Origin of the sequence: Erythrobacter sp. (genome assembly GCF_030066995.1) — a bacterium.
In the GTDB taxonomy this organism is placed as follows: Bacteria; Pseudomonadota; Alphaproteobacteria; order Sphingomonadales; family Sphingomonadaceae; genus Erythrobacter.
Map to the genome: position 1 here is coordinate 107,251 of NZ_JASJAP010000006.1, position 21,676 is coordinate 128,926.

Genomic DNA, 21,676 nt, shown 5'->3' on the forward strand with positions numbered 1-21,676 from the left:
GCCAACGCCTAAGTCATGCGCTCAGTCTTCGAGGCCCTGAAAGACGAACTTCTGCACCCGGCGGCCGGTGTTGACCTCGCTCGCGTAGACATTGCCCTGGCTGTCGACATCGAGGCTGTGCAGCCAGATGAACTGCCCGGCGTAACGCCCGTTCTTGCCCATCCAGCCGATCGCCTCATGCGTTTCGCGCAGCAGGATCCAGATGCGCCCGTTCATCATGTCAGCGACGTAGACATATGCGCCATCCGGGCTGAAGCCGACATCGGTAACGGTGCGCGTCCCGCCCGTTTCGGGCGCGATAGGCACGTTCTGGAGAAATTCGACGCCCTCTTCGCTTTCGCGGAAGACCTGCAGGCGATTGTTACGACGGTCGCAGACATAAACGGTGCTCTCCGGCCCGCGCACAACGCAATGGACAATGTCTCCGAAAGACCGGCTTTCCGGCTGCGCGCCGCCATCGGAATTGCTGGAGGCCTGGCTGGGATCGAACACGATATCGCGCGCCGCATCTTCCGCGTTCGCGCCATAGGCACCCCACAAGCGGCGGTATTCAAGGTTCTCGCCGTAGAATTCGACAATCCGCCGGTTGGTGTAGCCATCGGCCACCAGCACAGTCTTGCCATCGTAAGAGGCGTCAGCCGGGTTGCCGAGATACTCCTTGGAGTAATTGCCATCGGTCACCTGCCGCTTGCCAATCTGGCGGATGTATTCGCCATCGGCGGTGAAGTTCAGGATCGCGTGATCGCCCGGCCCGTTGCCGCCGAACCAAAGCGTCATATCCTCATCGACAAACAGGCCATGAATATTGCGCGGCCATTGCTCATCGCCCGTCTCCACCGCGCGCCGCCCGCTTCCCTCCAGCGTGCTTTCCCCGGGCGCAAGCTCTGACCCGCCCCAGCCGCGCAGGTAATCGCCTTCGGCGCTGAACTGAATGATATGAGGCGGCGCGTTGCAGCACGCTTTGGTGATCGGCGGATCGGCGTCACGGCCCGTGTCGCTGAAGCCGAGCGCGTTGGGACGGTTGGCGATCCAGACATTGTCGTCCTTGTCGATCGCAAGGCCCGAGACTTGCCCAAGGATCAGGTTCTCCGGCAAAAGCGGCCAGGCGGCGTCGACCTTGAAGGTGGGGACCGGGTGATCGAAGCTGATGCGACCGCTAGTCACCTCCACCAGCGTGGCCTGCGCGGTGTCTTCCTCGTGCGCTTCGACCCTTTGGGCGGAGAACACCGAAGCGGCGAACAGCGCCACTCCTGCACAGGCTGTGGCTCCAAGCAGCTTGAGGCGCATCGTCATTCCTCTCTCTTGCGGTTTTATGCGTTGAGTGAGCTAATAACCTCCGGCAGCGCTTTCGCATAGCGTTCTACATCCGCGAGCTTGCCGGTGCTGACACGCGAGTATTGCGTCCACTTGCCGTAAGCGCCGCGAATGGAAATTCCGCGTTCTTTCATTGCGGCCTGCACCGCATCGGCGTCGGGCACTTCGACATAGACGAAATTGGTCTGCGAGGGCAGCGCGGTTAGGCCAGCGGTCTTGACCGCGTCCATGATCATCTTGCGACCCTCCAACACCATGGCGCGCGATTGGTCGAGGAAGGCGAGATCGTTGTAGCAGCCGATCGCCGCCGCGACACCGCCAAGGTTTCCGCCAAAACTCATCATATGGCTGCGAATGCGCTCGGCGTTCTGTTCCGAAGTGATCGCGTAGCCGACGCGCAAGCCCGCCATGCCATAGATCTTCGAGAATGTGCGGCACACGATCAAGTCCGCGCCTCCGCGCACCATGTCGATCATGGTGTTGTCGTCGGGCGCGTCGGTCAGTTCGTTGTAGGCCTCGTCCACGAGAAGGGTCGCCTTGGGCGACACTTTCGCCGCAAAGGCGCGCAAGTCGGACGCGGGGATGAGCACGCCGGTAGGGTTGTTGGGATTGCAAATCTGGATCAGCGAGACTTCCTCGGTAAGCCCCGCTTCAAGTCCGGCCAGATCCACGTTCATGTCGCTCGATAGCGGCACGCGTATCGATGTGACGCCCTGACGCTCCCCGTATTTGACCGTGGTGTCCCAGAAGAGGTCCGGGCACAGGATCGCGCCGTCTCGGCCCCAGGCCAGCGAAATCGCGCACAGGATCTCGGTCGAGCCGCTGCCAACGACCACCTGTTCGATCGGCACCTCGTGGCGCTCGGCGATCATGGCGTGCAGGCGTTTGAGCGCACGATCCGTGTAGTAGCAACCCATCCTCGCGTTTTCGGTGATCGCCTTGATAGCCGAGGGCGCGGGGCCATAAGGGTTTTCGTTGCGGCTGAGGAGCGCCTGTCCGTTCATCGGGCCGAAGTCGGCCTGAACCGCGCCTTCGCCCATGGCGGCGCTGGCCCCCAGGGGCATTGCACCAAGTCCGGTGGCGAGGCCCGCGCCCGTCCCTGCGCCTTTCAGGAAATTGCGTCGATCGGTCGGCATGGCCTTACTCATTTTCTGGCGCTCCTTGGTCTAGCTCCAACTTTTGGCGATCATCGTGGCCCCCACGGTGATCAGATACCCGCCAAAGACCCGGCGAAGGATTTCTGGCGGCAGTTTGTGCGCGGCGGCCACGCCCAGCGGGGCGAAGACAACCGAGGTAAGGATGATCGCTGCGGCAGCGGGAACATTGACGTACCCCACCGAGCCCCAGGGCAGACCCGGTTCGTCGAAGCCGATAAGCATAAAGCCGAATGTGGCGGGTATCGCGATGATTGCGCCCATGCCCGACGCCGTTCCGATTGCGCGGTGGATGGGCGCCCCGCACACCGTCATCGTCAGCGTCGTGATCGTGCCTCCGCCGATACCCAACAGCGCGGAAAACGCGCCAAGCCCGCCCGCCATTCCGGCTCGCGGAAACCCGGTTGGCATACCGGCAAAGACCGGCTCACCCAAACGCGCAGGCAGCAGGAAGTAGACTGCGAAGCCGATGACGCCAACGCCGAAAATCAGCGCGAGCTGCGCGCCCGATACCCAGTTCGCTATGATCGTGCCCAGCGCTGTGCCCAGCACCACCCACAGCGCCCAGCTCCTGAGAACCTCGAAATCGACCGAGTCGCGCCTGGCGTGGCTTTGGGTTGCGCGGATGGAGGTGAAGATGATCGTCGCCAGCGATGTGCCGACCGCAATGTGCGCGCTTTCGTCGGTGCCCAGCCCCAGAATCGGGAACAGGATGACAAGCGCAGGGACGACTACGAAGCCTCCGCCGATGCCGAAAAGCCCGCCCGCAAAGCCAGCGGCGGCGCCCGCGGCAAGCAGCAGCGGAACGGCGAAGGTGAGGTAGGAGAGATCGCTCACTTGGTAATAATAGACGCGAATGGGGATTCGCCAAGCGCTTTGTTGCAGTGCGGCATTGCTGCGCGTCTACGCACCGCCCCGGCGCGACAGCGATCTGCATTTTCGCGTTGCAATAGTGCGCGCGCGGCCCTCTAACGTCTCGCCATGATACGCGCGGCCCTTAACCATCTTACGCATTACCGCTATTCGCGGCCTATCGAGCTTGGCCCGCAGGTGATCCGTCTGCGACCAGCGATGCACACGCGCACCGCGGTGCCCAATTATTCTCTCAAGATCGAGCCGGAAAACCACTTCATCAATTGGCAGCAGGATCCGCACGGCAATTGGCTGGCGCGGATCGTGTTTCCCGGGAAGGTGCGCGAGTTCAGGATCGAGGTCGATCTGCTGGCCGAGATGACGGTCATCAACCCGTTCGACTTCTTTGTCGCCGATTACGCCGAGACCTATCCGTTTCGCTATGATGAGCAGGTCGAAAAGGATCTCGTGGCCTATTTCGACACCGAGCCGCAGGGGCCGCTGTTCGAGGCGCTTGTTGACCGTTTCAAGTCCCACCAAGGGCGCACGATCGACTTTCTTGTCGAGGTCAACCGCGCGGTCAACGCGCGCGTCGATTACGTCATCCGCATGGAGCAGGGCACGCAAGGCCCGGAACAGACGCTGGAAGCGGGACGTGGATCGTGCCGGGACAGCGCGTGGCTGCTCGTCCAGCTGTTGCGTCGCCTCGGTTTCGCGGCGCGCTTTGTTTCGGGCTACTCGATCCAGCTCGTCGCCGATGTCGAGCCGGTCGAAGGCCCCAAGGGCGTGAGCGAGGACGTTGTCGACCTGCACGCCTGGGCCGAGGCCTATGTGCCGGGCGCGGGCTGGGTGGCCATGGACGCAACCTCTGGCATGTTTGCTGGCGAGGGGCATATCCCGCTCGCGGCCACCCCGCACTACCGCTCCGCTGCACCGATTGAGGGTATGGCTGAACCTGCGGAGGTGGATTTCAGCTTCTCCATGTCGGTCGACCGCGTGAAAGAGGCGGTGCGGATTACCAAGCCCTTCACGGATGAACGCTGGCGCGCGCTGCTTGAGCTGGGAGGCCGGGTTGATGCGGACCTCGACGCACAGGACGTGCGCCTCACAATGGGCGGCGAGCCCACTTTTGTGGCCGAAGACGGCGGCGAGGCGCCCGAATGGAACGGCGAGGCGGTCGGACCGACGAAAGCGCGCTACGCTGACAAGCTGATCCGGAAGCTCAAGGCGATCTACGCGCCCGGAGGCCTGATCCACCACGGCCAAGGCAAATGGTACCCGGGCGAAAGCCTGCCGCGCTGGGGGTTTTCCCTGTATTGGCGCAAGGATGGCAAGCCCTTGTGGAGAAACCCCGAACTCATCGCGTCGGATCCGGATGAGGGCGCAGACGAGACAGTCTCACCCGAGGACGCGGACGCTTTCCTCAAGACCACGGCTCGCGCGCTCGGTGTGGAGGATGACTTCGTCCACCCGGTTTATGAGGATCCGGAAAAATGGATCGAACGCGAAGGCGAGTTGCCGGTCAATGTCAGCCCGCTCGATCCCAAGCTTGAAGACCCCGAAGAGCGCCAGCGGATCGTCGAGACATTCAGCCGCGGCCTGACGACCCCGGTTGGCTTTGTCCTGCCGATCCAGCGCCAGCAGACCGCTCAAGTCCAGCAGGCCAAGCAGGCGCGCGAACCGGGGCGCTGGAAGAGCGAGCAATGGCGGCTGCGACGCGGCGCGCTGTTTGCCGTTCCGGGCGATTCCGCGCTTGGCTATCGCCTGCCGCTCGGTTCTCTGCCGCATGTCCCGCAGAGCGACTACCCCTACATCCACCCGCGCGTGGAGACCGATCCGGGCGCGCCGCTTGCCGATTACCGCGAGCAACGCGAGGAACGCGGCAAGGCCACGCGCGAGGCCCTGTCGCCTGCGGATCGACGCCCCGAACAGGCGCACCAGAGGGTCGATGACACAGGCGGCGCGGCCCGCCAGGACATCGTCGAGCAGGAAATCATCGAAGGCGCGGTGCGCACCGCCCTGACCGTGGAGCCCAAGGGCACATACCTTTCGGTCTTTCTGCCCCCGGTCGAGGCCATGGAGGATTTTCTCGAGCTGATCGCCGAGGTGGAAGCTACCGCCGAAGCGCTGGGCACCCCGGTGCGGGTCGAGGGCTACCTGCCTCCGCCCGATCCGCGTATCAACGTGCTCAAGATCACCCCCGATCCCGGCGTGGTCGAAGTCAATATCCACCCGACAGCGAGCTTCGACGAATTGGTAGATGTAACGACGCGGCTTTACGATGCCGCGCGCGAATGCGGCCTGACAGCCGACAAATTCATGGTCGATGGCCGATCGGTCGGCACAGGCGGCGGCAATCACCTTGTCCTTGGCGGGGCAAGCTTTACCGAAAGCGCCTTCATCCGCCGGCCCGACCTGCTCAAGAGCTTCGTGCTTTATTGGCAACGCCACCCCTCGCTCAGCTACCTGTTCTCGGGCCTCTTCATCGGCCCCACTAGCCAGGCGCCGCGCATCGACGAAGCGCGCCACGACAGCCTTTATGAGCTGGAAGTCGCGCTGGGACAGGTGCCGGGTCCGGGCGAGGACAAGCCCTTCCCCTGGGTGGTCGATCTGCTGTTTCGCAACATGCTGGTGGATGTGACGGGCAACACACACCGCACCGAGATCTGCATCGACAAACTCTACTCGCCCGATGGTCCGACCGGACGCCTCGGCCTGGTCGAGTTCCGCGGCTTCGAAATGCCGCCCGACGCAAAGATGAGCGTTGCCGCGCAGCTCCTTCTGCGCGCGTTGACCGCCTGGTTCTGGCGCGAGCCGCAGGACGGCGATCTGGTGCGCTGGGGCACGAGCCTGCACGACAGGTTCCTGCTGCCGCATTTCTGCTGGAGCGACTTCCTCGAGGTGCTCGCCGACCTCAGGCGCGCCGGCTACGATTTCGACCCCAGCTGGTTCGAAGCCCAGCGCCAGTTCCGCTTTCCCGTCCACGGCAGCATGCACGCGGGCGGCGTCGAACTGGAGATTGCGCACGCGCTCGAGCCGTGGAACGTGCTGGGCGAGACCGGCGCGGTGGGCGGAACGGTGCGCTATGTCGACAGTTCGACCGAGCGTTTGCAGGTGCGCGCCAAGGGGCTGACGCCCGGTCGCCATGTGATCGGATGCAACGGGCGGCGCGTGCCAATGACACCGACGGGCAAACCTGGCGAAGCGGTCGGCGGCGTGCGCTACAAGGCGTGGGCTCCCGCTTCGTGTCTGCACCCACTCCTGAAAGCCGACCCGCCGCTCACCTTCGACGTCTACGACACCTGGAACGATCGCTCGCTGGGCGGCTGCGTCTACCATGTCGCGCATCCGGGCGGGCGCTCCTTCGAGGATGTACCGATCAACAATTTCGAAGCGGAATCGCGCCGCAAGGCCCGGTTTCAGGACCACGGCCACTCGCCGGGCTGTGTCACCATTCCGAGCCTGGAGGATCGCGGCGAGTTCCCGCTGACGCTCGATTTGCGCCGTCCGGTCCGTCCGGTGTAATCCGCGCCCCATGATCGATCAGGGCCCGTCACCCCTCCCCTCAAGCACCGACACGGACCTGTTCGGGCCCGACCCGGAAACCGATCCGCTCGCCTATTACCGACCGCAAGCGCCAACGGCGGATTTCTACAGCCAGTCTGCGGGCGATATTCGCAAGGCCTGGCACGATCTCGCGCGCGGCTTTGCCAGGCAGTGCAACGGGCAGATCGACGTCTTGCAGGACTATCTGGACCGCCACGTCGAGGATCTGGGCCTGGCTTTCCGCATCCGGGGCGACGAGCACGAGCGCCCCTGGCCATTGGGACCGATGCCGATCCTGATCGCTGCGGACGAGTGGGAAACGGTGACAACGGGGCTCATCCAGCGCGCCGATCTGCTCGAAAAGGTCATCGCCGATCTGTACACGCAGCAATCGCTGATCAACGATGGCCACCTGCCCGCCGCCGTCGTTTCGGGTAGCGCGGATTTCGCCCGCCGCATGGTCGGAGCGCGTGGCGATGGCGGGCCGTTCCTGCACACCTACGCGGTCGATCTAGCGCGCGGCCCCAGCGGGGAATGGCGCGTGCTCGCCGACCGGGTGCGCTTCCCGATTGGGATCGGCTACGCGATCCAGAATCGCCAAGCTCTGGCGCGCGCGACCGGCGGTCTGCTTGCCTCCATCGGAACACGCTCGCACAGCGGCTTCTTCGACGCGCTCCGGCGCGGGATTGGCGCAAGCTGTCAGCGTGACGATCCGCGCGTGGCCTTGCTCACCCCCGGTCGCTTCAACCAATCCTATCCCGAACAGGCCATCCTCGCGAGGCAGCTGGGCTTTTCGCTGGTCGAGGGCCGCGACCTGACCGTGCGCGAGGGGAGGCTGTTCGCGCGGACCATTGCCGGGCTGAAACGTATCGACGCGCTGTGGCGCTGGATCACCACGCGCGATCTTGACCCGATGAACTTTGACGCGCGCTCGCAGATTGGCGTGCCCAACCTACTGGCGGCGGCCAGAAACGGTCTGGTGCTCACCAACTGGCCGGGGGTTGGCGTGGTCGAGAGCCGCGCCATGCCCGCTTTTCTGCCCAAGCTTTCGCGCGTTCTGATGGACGAACCGCTGGCTCTGCCCAATGCGGCAACCTGGTGGTGCGGGGGCGAGACCGAGCGCGCCTTCGTGCTCGCCAATCTCAATGATCTTGTGATCAGTTCCGCGTTTCGGCGCGGAGTTGTCGGCCTTGAAGATGGACACACACGGCCCGGTGCCAGCTTTTCACCGGAAGAACGCGACGCGCTTGAACGCGGTCTAACCTTGCGACCGATGGATTACACCGCGCAGGAGGTGGTAGAACTTTCAACCACGCCCGCGCTCACCGGCGGGCACTTTGAGGCGCGCGGATTTACCCTGCGCGCTTATCTCACGCGCGAAGAGGACGGGAAATGGGTCGTGCTACAGGGCGGCTTCGGGCGCGTGCTCGAACGTGGAGACCTGCGCACCAGCCTGATGGGTCTTGGGGACATCTCCACCGATGTCTGCATCATCGATGCCAAGCGCCCCGCTCCGCCCGAAACGGTGCTGACACCGCGCAAGCATGAAATCCGCCGCGAACAGGGTCTCCTCCCCTCGCAAGCGGCGGACAATCTGTTCTGGCTCGGTCGCTACGGTGAGCGCGCGCACCAAACCGCGCGAATTGTGCGGGTGCTGGTCGATCAGATCGCGCTGTCGGGGGACGCGGGCGTGGAATCGACCACGGCAACGCGGCTGAGCAAGCTTCTCGCCAATCTCGGCGCGAGCAGAGCGTTGGACGGCAAGATATCGTTCATCGATGTATGCGCCGATGCCTTGGGCTCTGCGCGTCTGACCGGATCTGTCCTGAAGCTCATTGAGCGAGAACAGCGCATCGCCCAGATCTTGCGCGACCGGCTGAGCCGCGACAGCTGGCGCGCGGTGCAGCGCGCTATGCCCGACTTCGTTGCGGGAGACATTGAATCGATCGCGCTCGCCTGCGACCGACTGGTCGAACGGCACGCGACCTTGTCCTGGCTGCTGTCGGACGGGATGAGCCGGGGGCCGGAATGGCAATTCCTCAATCTGGGCATGAGCATCGAGCGCGCTTCGATTATCCTGCAGGCCGCGCAGGCGGTCATCCCGGGAAGCGCCAGCGCCGACGATTTGAGCGCCCTGCTCGATTTGATCGATTGCCAGTCGCTCTATCGCAGCCGCTATCTCAGCATGCCCTATATCGCGCGCGTGTACGATATGGCACTCCTTGAGCCCGCGCAGCCGCGTGGCCTTGCCTTTCAGGCGGCCAAGATCGAGCGCCGGCTCGCTGCGATCCCCACCTTGCGCACGGACGGGATGCCGGAAAGGCCACTGCGCGCCGCACGCCAGATGCGCGCCCGGATCGATGGGCTGGAGGCCGCCGAGATCGGGCCGATGACAATCCAGGGCCTGCGCGAGGATCTTGCCAATCTTTCCGAGGCGATCAGCGAGCGCTATTTCCTGCAAGCTGACGATACGGATCAAACGCGCACAAGGCGGCTGTTCTGATGCGTTATGCGGTGCGCCATGTGAGCGAGCTTGCCTACGCCTCGCCGGTTTCCCGAGCCCGGTTCAATCTGCGGCTTAGCCCGCGTCTGCGGCGCGGACAGACGCTCGAAAGCGAGAGCCTGCGCCTGACGCCTGCGCCCGCGACGCGCGAAATTCAGCGTGGTCCCTACTGGGTGACCACCACGCAGGTGCGCTTCGAAGCGCCCTTGAAGACGCTGGAAGTGACGAGCGAATTCACGATCGAGCTGGCGCCTTCTCCCTTGCCTCAATCCGGATCGTCCCTGGCTCAGCTCCGGGCCCAAGTCTTGGCCGCAGCCGATCTTTCCGATCTCGCGCCCGTGCCCTATCTGTTCGCCTCGCGCATCGCCACAATGGATCCGGCCATCACGGCGTGGGCCGCGCCGTATCTGGCCTGCGAGACCGAGATCATCGCGGCGGCCACTTCGTTGATGAACGCGCTCTACACAGAGTTCACTTATTCTCCGGGCAAAACCAGCAGCAGCACTCCACCCGAATTGGCTTTCAAGGCCCGGCACGGCGTGTGTCAGGACTTTACTCATGTGATGATAATGGCGCTGCGCGCGCATGGCGTGCCCGCGGCCTATGTGAGCGGCTATCTGCTAACGCGCCCGCCACCGGGCAAGGCGAAGCTGGTGGGCGCGGACGCGATGCACGCCTGGGTCGATGTGTGGTGCGGGCGTGACCTTGGCTGGGTCGGGTTCGACCCGACCAATAACCGCCTGGTCGGTGAAGACCATATCGCGATTGCGATGGGCCGGGACTACGCGGACATCTCGCCGATTGACGGCACTTTCATCGGCGGAGCGCCGCAGACGATGAAAAGCGCGGTCGACGTCGAGCGTATCGCTTAAGGTTCGCCTCGCTCGGCGATGGTAATCTCGGACCCGGGAAACCCCCGATCCCATCCAAGCTTTGGACCGGGCCAACCTTGCGGTGATTGGCCTTGGCTTGTCTGAGCGCGACTCGCTTGACCATACATCCCCCTTTGTCGGGCACAGCGCGCGCCAAAGGGTAAGACCATTCGCATCGCTCTCGCGCCTATGGACCACGGGCCTATCACCGTGTAGCGCCTTAGTCACAGCGAACAGGGAACACACCGCGTGACAGGCCATTCGCGCGGTATGACCGCTCTTTTTGCCGCAGCGAGCTTGACCAGACGACAAAACAAGGCTGTCGCGGACACCTGTTCTTGGGGACACGCGAGACGAGCGCGCTGTCTGCTCGACCTGACTGCACCGGTTTATGCTTCCTGATCACCTTTTCTTGCCGGCCAAACGGCTCGCGACCGCGCTCGCAATACTGGTGAGCGTGTCCTCCCCCGCCATTGCGCAGGAGACCAACGACCCAGCGCAGCCGACCGAGACATCACAAGAAGCTCCTTCGCAAGCGGAAGAGGAGGCTTTGGCCACCGACACAGAGGCGGTCTTAAGCGACGAAGAGTTTGAGCGTATGATCCCGGACCTCGCGCCGGAGGACCCCGAAATGGACCGCGAACTCGAAACGCTCGAAGACTTCGAGCAGCGCTTCGCGAGCGAAACACCGGGCGCGCCTGATGCCCCAACCGACAAGCCTGGCCCGCTTCTTCCAGAGCTGGCGGGCGGCCAAGACGGGGCAGACGGGCAAAGCGCATCTTTCGACGACCCGGAGTTTGGCAAACCCCTGCCACCGTTTGATGAGGCGATGCTCGATGCGCTCGAGTTCGCAGCGCAATCCGAAGAACCCGAAGCGCAGCGCGGGGAGCTCAAATATGAATGGCGCCTCACTGGGATCGAAGAGGTGGACGCCATTACCTCGGTCGACCTGCGGGATCGCTTTCGCGGACAGTCGGCGCTCGCAAAAGGTGATGGAAAAGCCGCCAACATCGCGATGCTCAACGCGCGTTTGGAGGACGACCAAGAACTCCTGCTGCGCCTCCTGCGGGCCGAAGGTTGGTATCAAACCGAGGTTACGGGCCGTATCGAAGGAGAAGGCGAAGCCAATGAACGCAAGGCGATCGCTTTCATCGAGGTGTCCGTTGGACCCCGGTTTACCTTCGCCTCAATCGCCATCGATGCCGACGCGACGATACCCCCCGACCTGATCGCCAACGCGGTCACACTGGACGTGGGCGATCCAATTGTCGCAAGACGCGTTCTCGCCAATGAAGCGGTGATTGCGACGGTCTTGCCGGAAAACGGCTATCCCTTTGCCAAGATCGGTCAGCGCGAAATTATCCTCAACGCCGAAAGCGGCACCGGATCTTATCGGCTTCCCGTGACGACGGGACCGCGTGCCCGGTTCGGAAGTTTCGCGGTCGAGGGTGACGCCGTGTTCGAAGAAGAGAAACTCGGCATCATCGCCCGATTCGAGCGCGGCGACCTTTTTGATGAGAGCTATCTTGACGACCTGCGCCGAGCCTTGGCCGCCACCGCCTTGCTCAGTTCGTTCAGCGTTGAGGCCAAGCCGACCGGCGAGGAAGCTGGCGACGGGATTCAGTATGTAACAATCCTGGTCGATCAGACCAAAGGCCCGCCCCGGACCATAGCTGCCACAGCCGGTTACGGGACCGGTCAGGGCGCCCGGGTGGAGGGAAGTTGGACCCACCGCAATCTCTTCCCCACGCAAGGCGCTCTTACCGCTTCAGTCCTGGCGGGCACCCGCGAACAGGGCGGGAGCGTGGTCTACCGGCGCTCCAATGCCGGGCGGCGCGACCGGACGTTCGAATTCGGCGTATCGGGCCTTCGATCGGATTTCGACGCGTTCGAAGCGATCACCGGGCGAATTGGCGCGCAGTACTCCTATGTTTCGACACCGATATGGCAAAAACGGGTGACCTACGCATTCGGGGCGGAGGTGTTGGCAAGCGTAGAGGACGCTTTCGATGTCGAAGCGGGCGAGTTCGTCGACCAGACCTACGCGATCGCCGCGCTGAATGGACAGGTGGGCTTTGACACGACCGATACTTTGCTCAATCCCACGCGTGGATTTCGCCTTGAAGCGTTGGTCCAACCCGAAGGATCGATCGATGGCGGGTTCACTCCGTATGTAAGGGCGATATTCGATGCGTCGGCCTATTATCCGGCGAGCGACGGCTTGGTTATCGCCGGGCGCGCTCGGATCGGCACCATCCAGGGGGCTGATCGCGTCGATATCGCGCCTTCACGCCGACTATACGCGGGCGGCGGGGGCTCGGTGCGCGGATTTGGTTTTCAGAAACTGGGGCCCAGGGTTGAGACCCCGAACCCCAACTTCGATCCCGACGATCCGGACGAAACCGACAATCCTTTTATCCTGACGCCTATTGGCGGCCGCAGCGTGATCGAAGCGGCCGCTGAAGCGCGCTACCGGTTTGGGGACTATGGAATCGCCGCGTTTGTCGACGCCGGACAGGTTTATGGCGACACGGCACCGCAGTTTTCCGACATCCGCTTCGGGGCCGGTCTGGGCGGCTTGGTCTACACAAGTTTCGGGCCGGTGCGCGTTGACGTCGCGACGCCTATCGATCGCCGTCCCGGGGAAAGCCTTATCAACGTCTACGTCTCGATCGGGCAGGCCTTCTGATGGATGCCGACGATACTCTCGATGGTCTGGACAACACGGACGAGGGATCGCGCGCCAGCGCCGGGATCTCCTGGAAGCGGCGCGTGGTTACAGGTGCAATCGGTGCTCTTGGCTTCGCGCTGGCGCTTGCTTGTCTTGCGTTTCTCGCTCTCAACACAAGTCCGGGCCGCGACTTTGTCAAACGCCAGATCGAAGCGCTTGAATTCGAGAACGGACTGGGGATCGGCATCGGCGCCATAGATGGCTCGCTCTTCGGCGATATGACAATCCGCGATCTGACGCTTTCCGATCCGCAGGGGGTCTTCGCCAGCGCGCCCGAAGTGCGCGTCTCGTGGCATCCGTTCGCCTACCTTTGGGGCCGGATCGACGTCGATGCAGTGAGAGCGCCAGTAGCGATGTGGGAGCGCTTCCCAGAGCTGCGCGACACCGGACCAAGCGATGCGCCGCTTCTCCCCGATCTGGATATCGACCTCGATGAAATTGCCATCGAACGGCTTGAAATCGGCCCTTCGATTGCCGGTAGCGCTCGCCATGCCAGCGTCTTCAGCGAGGTCCATATCGCTGATCGGCGCGCGCAGGTTGCTCTGGACGCGACCAGTGTCGCAAGCGGCGACGAGGCGCCATCGGGCGATGTTGTTCGTTTGGTCATGGATGCCGTGCCCGACGCCAACCGCCTCGGCCTTGATCTTGAAATCGACGCGCCCGCTGACGGCGTCATAGCCGCCATCGCCAACCTTCCAGATCGGCTTACCGCACGGCTCCAGGGAGAGGGCGACTGGGCGCAGTGGGACGGTCGCCTCGAAGCCGAGCTTTCGCAGCGCACGATCATCGCAGCGCAATTGACCGCCCGCGACGGGACTTTCGCTTTCAGTGGTGATGCGAATGCGGCGGCCCTCGCACCCGAAGCGCTCGCCAAAGCTCTGGCTGGCTCCACTTCCTTCACGATCAAGGCCGCAGTGAGCGATGGCCCGACCAGGATAGACGCGCAGCTCTCATCACCGCAATTTGCGCTCGATGCGGCAGGAGACGTCGCGTTGGCGCAGGGCAAGGTGAGCGGCGTGGTCGCCGAACTTTCCCTGCCCGACATCTCGGTTCTCGGCTCAAGTCTAGAGGGAGCGGATCTGGAAGCGCGCGCCAGGCTGGATGGCGACATTTCCCGGCCCGACATCGCCTTCGATGTCAGCGCCGCGCGGATCATGACCAACGCAATTGGGCTGGATGGTTTTGCGATCAAGGGCGCGACGAGGCTCGATCCAACGGACATGACGCTTCCTGTTTCCGCTCAGGCCGAGCGGGTGGTGGGCCTTGATCAGGCGACGGGCGGTCCGGTCACGAACGTGGCGCTCACCGGCGATATTCTGATCGCATGGCCGCGACTGGTGTCGGACAATCTTCGATTGCGCTCCCCGCGGCTCGACGCTGGCCTCACCTTTGTCGCCGATGCGGCGAAAGGGCGTTATGGCGGTTCTATCGACGGGCGCATCGGCGATTACCGCGTCGAGAGCGTTGGCCTGTTCGACGCCGCCAGTGAAGCCGCGATCGAGGGGAGCTTCAACGACGGTCTGGCGCTCGAAGGAACGCTGCAGGCGCGATCGACGCAAGTGACGAACGCGGGTGTGGATGCGCTTCTAGGGGGCGAAGCGCTGGCCTCGTCCAAGATCGCTTATGACCGGGATGGAACCGCGCGCTTCTTCGATCTGCGATTGGAGGCGCCCAAGCTCAGCGTCGATGAGGGAGAGGGCCGCTACAGCGCGAGCGGCGCGATTGCGGTGACGGCGTCAGGCGCTTCATCGGAGTACGGTCCGTTGGGCCTGCAGGTCACTGGTACGCTCGATAGACCCGTCGCCGTGATCGAGGCGCCAAACCCGGACCTCGGCGTCGGCCTGGCCAAAGTCGTGGCCCGCGTGGAAGGCAATGGAGGACGGTATCGGATCGATGCGAATGCGGATAGCGATTACGGCCCGGTTGCCACGCTGATGACTGCGGATTTTTCCGGCGAGACGCTCGTTCTCGATATCGATCGCAGCGAAGTGGGCGGGATCGGCCTGACCGGTCGCTTGCGGCAGGACAAGGCTGGGCTGTTCGCCGGTGACCTCGCCGCGACGGGGAAAGGGTTCTCCGGGTTCGTCCGGCTTTCAAGCGCAGCGAAAGCGCAGCTTGCCCGCGTGAACCTGCGCGCTCGGGACCTTGCTCTGCCCGGGGCCGCCGGTTTGCGAGTGCGGCGCGGCCTCATTGACGCCAACGTGACTTTTTCGCAGCGGGTCAGGGTGTCAGGCGACGTACAACTGGCCGGGGCGCAAGTCTTCAGCGCATCGGTCGACAAGTTCCGCGCGCAGGTGAACCTTGAGGACGGCGCTGGGTCGGCCAAAATGGTGGCGGTGGGAGCGGGCCGCTTGCCTTACCGGATCGCGGCGAATGTCGAGCTGGCGCCCGATTTGTGGCGCGCGGCGATTGCGGGAAAGGCGCGCGGCGTCGAGTTTGCGACCGCTACCCCGGCGCGGATCGTCCCGGGGAAGGACGACTACAAGCTGCTGCCGACGACGATCGAATTCGACCAAGGCCGCGTGCAGCTCTCCGGACGCTACGGGTCCAGCGTTGAGCTCAAGAGCGAGCTGGAAGAACTCGAACTTGCGATCGTCAATCGGTTCGTTCCAGGCCTTGGCGTATCGGGGCGTGCGACGGGGAGCCTCGACTTTGCTCAAGCAAATGAGACCGCTTTCCCCACCGCAAACGCGCGCCTGAGGATTGATGGCTTCTCCCGTTCGACCGCGCTGACAGTCAGCCAGCCCGTCGATGTCAACTTTGTTGCGCAAGTGCGCGAGCAAGGCGGCGCTGCGCGCGCGGTCGTCCGGCAGCAAGGGACGGTCATCGGGCGTCTCAACGCGAGCCTGGCGCCCCCTCTGGCGCAAGGCGACAGTTGGCTTGAGCGGCTAGCCGAGGCTCCGTTGGGCGGGGGCCTGCGCTACACTGGACCGGCGGAGACCGTCTTTTCTCTGGCCGGGCTTGCCAATCATCGGCTGACCGGCGCGATTGGCGTGGCTGCCGATTTCTCCGGGCGTCTCTTGCAACCGGAACTGACGGGAATTGTTCGCGCAAACCGCATGAGTTACGAAAACACCCGCTACGGCACGCAACTGACCGATATCGAACTTGCCGCGCGCTTTACCGGCGATGAGTTTGTGCTCGAGACCTTCGAGGCGGCGGCCGGCAAGGGAACGCTCTCGGCTGCGGGCACGGCCAGCCTGGCCGCTGAGGCTGGCTTTCCGATGGACGTGACCGTCACTTTCGACCGGGCCCAGCTCGCCAGCAGAGACAGTTTTGACGCGGCCGCCACAGGGGAAGTCTCCCTGGTCAAACGCCCTGGCGAGAGGGCGCTCGTATCGGGGACGCTGAAACTGCCCGAAACACGCTATGTCCTGAAATACGCAGCCGCCGAGGAAGTGCCTCAACTCAGCGGAGTTCGGTTCGACACACAGATCGCAGAGGCTTCGGTCGCCCGGGCTGAAACACGCCAAACTCGCGAACCGGGCCTTCGCGATGTCCGACTTGATCTCAGGATCGTCGCGTCGGATCGCTTGTTTGTGAGCGGTGTGGGGCTCCAGAGCGAATGGAGCGCGGATCTGCGCTTGACCGGGACGAGCGCGGATCCAAGGCTCACGGGAGAGATAGAACTGGCACGCGGCACTCTCGATTTTGCTGGACGCACCTTCGATCTTGAAACGGGCAATATCCGCTTCACGGACGACAGCACTCTGGAGCCCAATGTCGACCTTTCGGCAACCGAGACCATCGAGGATGTCGCGGTGACCGTCAATGTCTCGGGCCGCGCCTATTCACCCGATTTCAACTTTTCAAGCTCGCCGGCTTTGCCCCAGGAAGAGATACTCTCGCGCATCCTCTTCGGCAGCTCGGTAGCCAATCTGTCCGCGCTCGAGGCGGTCCAGCTGGCGCAGTCGCTCAACGCCTTGAGCGGATCGGGGGGAGGCCTCAACCCGCTGGGTTCTTTGCGCTCGGCGACAGGGATCGATCGGTTACGGCTTCTTGGTTCGGACGAACAGGCTGGCCGAGAGACTGCGCTGGCGGCGGGCCAGTACATTGCCGATGACATCTATGTCGAAGTCATCACGGACGCGCGCGGGTTTACGGCAACCCAGCTTGAGCTCAGCCTGACGCCCGCCTTGTCCGTTCTGAGCCAGGCGGGCGGTCAGGGCGGGACCAATGTCAGCGTGCGATATCGCAAGGATTACTGATGCGGACCGCCTTGATCCTGGGAACTCTTATTGTGCTCGCCCTTGTCCTTTACGCGCGCTACGGCGACGGCGCTGATGAGGATTTCGACACCAAATTCGACCGCACCAGCGAGCGCTTGGATGCGATGTCCGAGCGTCTCGAAGCTGACCTGGAGAAGGCTGGAGCCGACAGTGGCCCAGCAAGAGGCCCAGCAGACGGCCCGGCAGACGGCTCAGCTAGCGGCCCGGAAAACGCCCCGGAAAGCGGCCCGGCAAGCGATCGAGCGAACGAACCGAGCCCCTCAGTCCTGGACCGCCAGGAGGCTGGATAGGTCCATCCAGTTTTCCTCCCCTATCGGATCGCCAGGCGGAGTTCTGACGACCCGCGACAGGGAACGCGCCATCTGTTCGCGCTGCTCAGCATCAAGCAGCCGGCGTGAAAGGCTCAGCGCCCACGCCCGCTCTGGGGCGGTCGATCCGCGTGTCGCGAGCGCGTTGCCGATCTCGGTAAGCCTCTGGTCAAGAACGGCGGCGACTTCCGGGCTGGCGTCCGGTCGAAGCGACACTTGAGCCATCGTTACGATCGTGCGGTACGCTATGCGCCGTGCCAGAGGGGTTCCAGTCTCCGCCATCACCCGGTCAGCCAACGCATCCACCAGTTCCTCGACCCCCAACGCTTCTGGATCCGCCTGATGCTGCAAAGCGAGCCGCGAGAGCCGGCGCGGGGCGATCAGGCTTTGCACGGACAATTGCGTGGCAACGTCGGCGGCGACGAAGGGGTCGAAGACCGGGCCGCCAGCGGTAGCGAATATCTCCGTATCGTACTGGCGATCGCTGGTGCCGTTCTGCGCGGCTGAGAGCAGGGGCAGAAGGTCTTGCGGCACCCGCAAGGCCTCGAGCGTCAACGTTGCCAGTATCGCTTCCAAAGCCGCGCGCTGACGCGGCGGCGAAACCGCTTTCGCCGCTTCACGCCCACCGCCCTTGATGGCGTATTTGAAATCAAGCCCGCCGATCTGCTTGGAGGCCGCGACCACCTGATAGCGGTGCAGGAGCCAGAGCGGCACGAACCGGCGGCGAAGATTTGCCACGGGTTCGCCGGGGCTCAGCGCGTCGAGCCCAAAGCGCGATAGCGCGGCGGCGCGAACATCCATCAATCGGTTGAGCTCAGCGACAGGATCCGCGCCATCGTCCCAGAGTCCACCCCAGGCGTAAGCCGTATCGGGCGCGCGGGCGTTGTCGTCCTTTACGTAGCGGAAGCGCTCAGCCAATTCCGCCGTCTCTTGCGCTCCGGCGTCGCCGTACAGCCAGCGCACGGTCGCGATATCCCACGATCCTATCCCCTTGGCATAGGCATCGGACAGGTCGGGCCGTCCGTTCACGAGGCCAATGCGCGGCGAGGGATAATCCATCACCGAGGCGCGCCCTTGCGTGCTGGCGGCGAAGTTGTGCGAGAAGCCAAGCGTGTGCCCAACCTCATGCGCGCCCAGTTGGCGCAGGCGATCGAGCGCGACTTCCACCGGATCGTTCGCGCCGCCACTGCCAAGCTTGTCCGCGCCCACTAACGCCTGAAAGATCTGGATGTCCTGGCGCGCGCGCAGGGACCCCAGAACGACCATACCTTTGATAATCTCGCCGGTGCGCGGATCGACAATCTGCTGACCGTAGGCCCAGCCGCGTGTCGCCCGATCAACCCAATTGATCATGTTGTAGCGCGCATCGAGCGGATCGGCCCCTTCGGGCAGCATCTCCACTCGATAGGCGTCGATAAATCCCGCCGCGTCGAACGCATCCGCCCACCAGCCTGCCCCTTCGAGCACAGCGGAGCGGATCGGCTCGGGCGTGTTGCGATCGAGGTAGAAGACGATTGGCCTTTTGACGGGCGAACGCTCCGCCGCAGGATCGAGCTTTTCGAGCCGGAAGCGATTGGCAAAGTCGTAGACGACCGACTCAGCCAAGGTCGCGGAGTAGTCCACCACCTGCGTCGATATGCCGCCGAGCCTGGGATCGAATCGGCGCGGCACAAAGCCCGGTTCGGGCAGTCGGATGAAGCTGTGATGCACTCGAAACGTAATCGACCTGGGCTCAGGCGCAATGTTCTCCACCTCGGCACCCGGCTGATCGGAAACGAAGGTCTGGATCGCGTCGATCTCCAGATTCTCGGGAAACACTTTGACCGAAGCCGGATCGGCAAAGCTGAGCGTGTCGTCGATTTTGAAACCTTTGCCCGCAATCGTGCTGGCGGCGTCGAGGCCGAAGGAAGCCCGGCTCTGGTTGAGAGAATTGGCAACTCCAAGGGCATCGCGCTTCAGGAACGGCGCTATGTCTACAACGAGCCGACCGTCCTCAAGCGCCTCATCGATAACGGTTACCCAGACCATCGACGTGCCGAAATCGCTCGCCACCGCTGCGCGCTGCGCGGCATCACCGCGACTGGCGCGAAAGCGCGGGTTCTCGAATTCCACCGCCACCTTGCCACCGATCCGCCTGAACGCGAGCAATTGGGTGTTACCGGTTCGCCCCCGGTCGAGAGTAAGCGGCGCAGAACCCAGCCCAGTGCGAAGCGCCGTACTGTAAAGCATCCGCAGCGCGACACCGTCCTCAGCGGGAGCCGGAAGGGTGAGAAGGATGCGCCCCTTGCTCTGATCAACCCGGACCGGCATCAACGCCGTCTCACCGGCGGGAGCCACGATCTCCTCAAGCCCGGACTGCGCGCTGAGCGGCCAAAGGGGAAACGCCAGAGCAATCAACACTGTCACGAGACGCAAACGGCGGTTGGACGGCATAGCGCTCCTTTCGATCTTGCGCGCATTCAGCATCACGCCAGCGAACATGGTTGAGCAAGACCATCCCAAGCGCAAGCCGGAACGAGACGCCGGATCGCGCTCGCTGGCTAGCAAGTCCCGTTCCTCCTGGACTCGAGCCTTGCCAATGCGTGGCTCGAGAGTGTGGATAGCCTGCCGCAAAACTTCGCCATGCGGGCGGTTTGCCTTGCGTCCTTCACTCTCGAACGCGCAGGCCGTTTAGAACAAGGTCGATATGCGTCTGGGCGAAGGCCTCTGTATCGAGGGGCAGGAAATCGTCGAACACAGTCTTCCACACGCTTGCCAGGATTGCCGATCCCATCACCGCCTTGGTGTAGAATTCGCCTTCCGGTTTTCGGAACTCGCCGCGCTCGATGCCAAAATCGATTGTGGCGCGAATGGCGGTCAGGGCGCGAAGCAATATCGTGTTGAAGTAGAACTCTTTTACCTCGGGAAAGTTTGGTCCCTCGGCTATGACGAGCCGCATCACTTGCCTGCGCTCCTCTTTCATGACGCGCGAATAGAAGAACTCGAACTGAGCGCGCAGACGATCCGCCGCCGAGGCATTGGGTTCGAACACCATGCCCTCAACCTCTTCAAGAACGGGCAACATGGTCTCACGCAGAACCGCTTTGAAGAGTTCCTCCTTGCCGTCGAAATACAGGTAGACCGTGCCCTTGGCCGCACCGGATTCTTCGCTCACGTCATCGATCTTGGCGTTGGCGTAGCCGACCTTCGAAAACACTCGCAACGCAGCCGCTATCACCTCTTTGCGCCGCTTCTCGGCACGCGGCGTTAGTTCCCTGTTGATAGTCAAATTCATTCCTTCCCCAAACTCGCGCGTCGCGAGTCACCCTTTCCTAGCAGAGCGAGGCGCCAGGGATGAAGTCCGCAGGGTGAAGATTGATCTTGAATTAGACTGACCAGTCATGTTAGCGATTCTGGCAGCGTGGATGTCCGGTAACAAAAGCGTCTCATATATGAGCCTTCGGGAGCACCCCCCATTGAACATCGCTCCGGACATCCACGTGCACCCCAAATCCGATCGCAGGCAGGATTTAAGAACTACGGCGATCTGTGAGCCCCGTGAGCGTACCCTCTCGCAGCGCGAGGCCACCAACAGCGAGTGTAGCGGGGATGAAGCGACAAACCAGCTTGTGCCGCGCGGCCACCCCTCAGCCTCGATCGCCGATCCAGAGCTGGTCTGACACCGTCTGCAACACGCCCCCATCAACCAGAAGGAAAATTCGCATGCCCCGTCCCCTGGCTTTCGCGCTTCCGATCGCGCTTTTCACAAGCGCTGCGCCCGCCCTTGCCGAACCCGAGGTGCTCACCGCAGCGGAGATCCGCAAGGAGATCATCGACGTCGAGCTGAAGGGAAAGCGTTTTTTCATGACCGCGACCATCTTCCATTCGAGCGATGGAACGTCGAAGATCAGAGCCCCAGTGCGCAAACGCGACGGCACCTGGGAAATCAAGGGCAACGAGCTTTGCATCACCTGGGAAAAGGAAGACGAAACCGATTGCGTGCGCTTTGAACGCCGCGGCGAAGGCAAGTATCGCATCGAGCCCCTGGGCCTCAATATCGAAGCCAAGTCCTAGATCGGGAACGGCTCTTCGATGGCACTGGCTGCGGTTGGCCCCGGCCCCACTCATAACGCGCCGCCAGCTGATCCAGACAGTGCTCGCAAGAAGCTGCGCGACCGGCCGGGTAAA

Annotated in this window: 12 protein-coding genes; 7 read left to right on the forward strand and 5 right to left on the reverse strand. The window is 63.4% G+C overall.

What is annotated here, in order from left to right:
• Window positions 1–21: 21 nt before the first annotated feature.
• Genes QNI87_RS14225 through QNI87_RS14235 form a run of 3 tightly spaced genes read right to left on the reverse strand, consistent with a single transcriptional unit; the run spans window position 22 to window position 3,305 of the window.
• Window positions 22–1,293, reverse strand: coding sequence for a hypothetical protein (locus QNI87_RS14225; protein ID WP_300597710.1), 1,272 nt, complete (start codon window positions 1,291–1,293; stop codon window positions 22–24).
• 17 nt (window positions 1,294–1,310) lie between these two features.
• Window positions 1,311–2,462, reverse strand: a complete 1,152-nt coding sequence (locus QNI87_RS14230; RefSeq protein ID WP_300597712.1) for an aminotransferase class I/II-fold pyridoxal phosphate-dependent enzyme — start codon at window positions 2,460–2,462, stop codon at window positions 1,311–1,313.
• An 18-nt stretch (window positions 2,463–2,480) separates the two neighbouring features.
• Entirely contained in the window at window positions 2,481–3,305 is an 825-nt protein-coding gene (locus tag QNI87_RS14235; RefSeq protein ID WP_300597714.1) for a sulfite exporter TauE/SafE family protein, read from the reverse strand.
• Window positions 3,306–3,449: 144 nt separating this feature from the next.
• Between QNI87_RS14235 and QNI87_RS14240 the strand changes: the two genes are divergently transcribed.
• The 6 genes from QNI87_RS14240 to QNI87_RS14265 all read left to right on the forward strand — a co-directional run bounded on the left by QNI87_RS14240 (window position 3,450) and on the right by QNI87_RS14265 (window position 17,491).
• Window positions 3,450–6,845, forward strand: a complete 3,396-nt coding sequence (locus QNI87_RS14240) for a transglutaminase family protein (RefSeq protein WP_300597716.1) — start codon at window positions 3,450–3,452, stop codon at window positions 6,843–6,845.
• 10 nt (window positions 6,846–6,855) lie between these two features.
• Window positions 6,856–9,369, forward strand: coding sequence for a circularly permuted type 2 ATP-grasp protein (locus tag QNI87_RS14245; protein ID WP_300597718.1), 2,514 nt, complete (start codon window positions 6,856–6,858; stop codon window positions 9,367–9,369).
• The gene (locus QNI87_RS14250) at window positions 9,369–10,241 is read left to right on the forward strand and encodes a transglutaminase family protein (protein ID WP_300597720.1); all 873 of its coding nucleotides are present in this window, start codon (window positions 9,369–9,371) and stop codon (window positions 10,239–10,241) included. The genes QNI87_RS14245 and QNI87_RS14250 overlap by 1 nt, the downstream gene beginning before the upstream one ends.
• A gap of 391 nt (window positions 10,242–10,632) precedes the next feature.
• On the forward strand, window positions 10,633–12,930 hold the full coding sequence (locus tag QNI87_RS14255) for a BamA/TamA family outer membrane protein (RefSeq protein WP_300597722.1): 2,298 nt from the start codon (window positions 10,633–10,635) through the stop codon (window positions 12,928–12,930).
• The gene (locus QNI87_RS14260; RefSeq protein ID WP_300597724.1) at window positions 12,930–17,180 is read left to right on the forward strand and encodes a translocation/assembly module TamB domain-containing protein; all 4,251 of its coding nucleotides are present in this window, start codon (window positions 12,930–12,932) and stop codon (window positions 17,178–17,180) included. Before QNI87_RS14255 ends, QNI87_RS14260 begins: the two co-directional genes overlap by 1 nt.
• The gene (locus tag QNI87_RS14265; protein ID WP_300597726.1) at window positions 17,180–17,491 is read left to right on the forward strand and encodes a hypothetical protein; all 312 of its coding nucleotides are present in this window, start codon (window positions 17,180–17,182) and stop codon (window positions 17,489–17,491) included. The genes QNI87_RS14260 and QNI87_RS14265 overlap by 1 nt, the downstream gene beginning before the upstream one ends.
• Here QNI87_RS14265 and QNI87_RS14270 read toward each other — a convergent pair.
• A complete protein-coding gene (locus tag QNI87_RS14270) occupies window positions 17,462–19,942 on the reverse strand; it encodes a zinc-dependent metalloprotease (RefSeq protein ID WP_300597728.1) in 2,481 nt (826 codons plus the stop codon). The genes QNI87_RS14265 and QNI87_RS14270 overlap by 30 nt on opposite strands.
• Before the next feature lie 214 nt (window positions 19,943–20,156).
• Window positions 20,157–20,783, reverse strand: a complete 627-nt coding sequence (locus QNI87_RS14275) for a TetR/AcrR family transcriptional regulator (protein ID WP_300597730.1) — start codon at window positions 20,781–20,783, stop codon at window positions 20,157–20,159.
• Window positions 20,784–21,211: 428 nt separating this feature from the next.
• On the opposite strand from QNI87_RS14275, the gene QNI87_RS14280 reads away from it, so the two are divergent.
• Window positions 21,212–21,562: a hypothetical protein gene (locus QNI87_RS14280; RefSeq protein WP_300597732.1), complete on the forward strand. Its 351-nt coding sequence runs from the start codon at window positions 21,212–21,214 to the stop codon at window positions 21,560–21,562.
• Window positions 21,563–21,676: the final 114 nt, after the last annotated feature.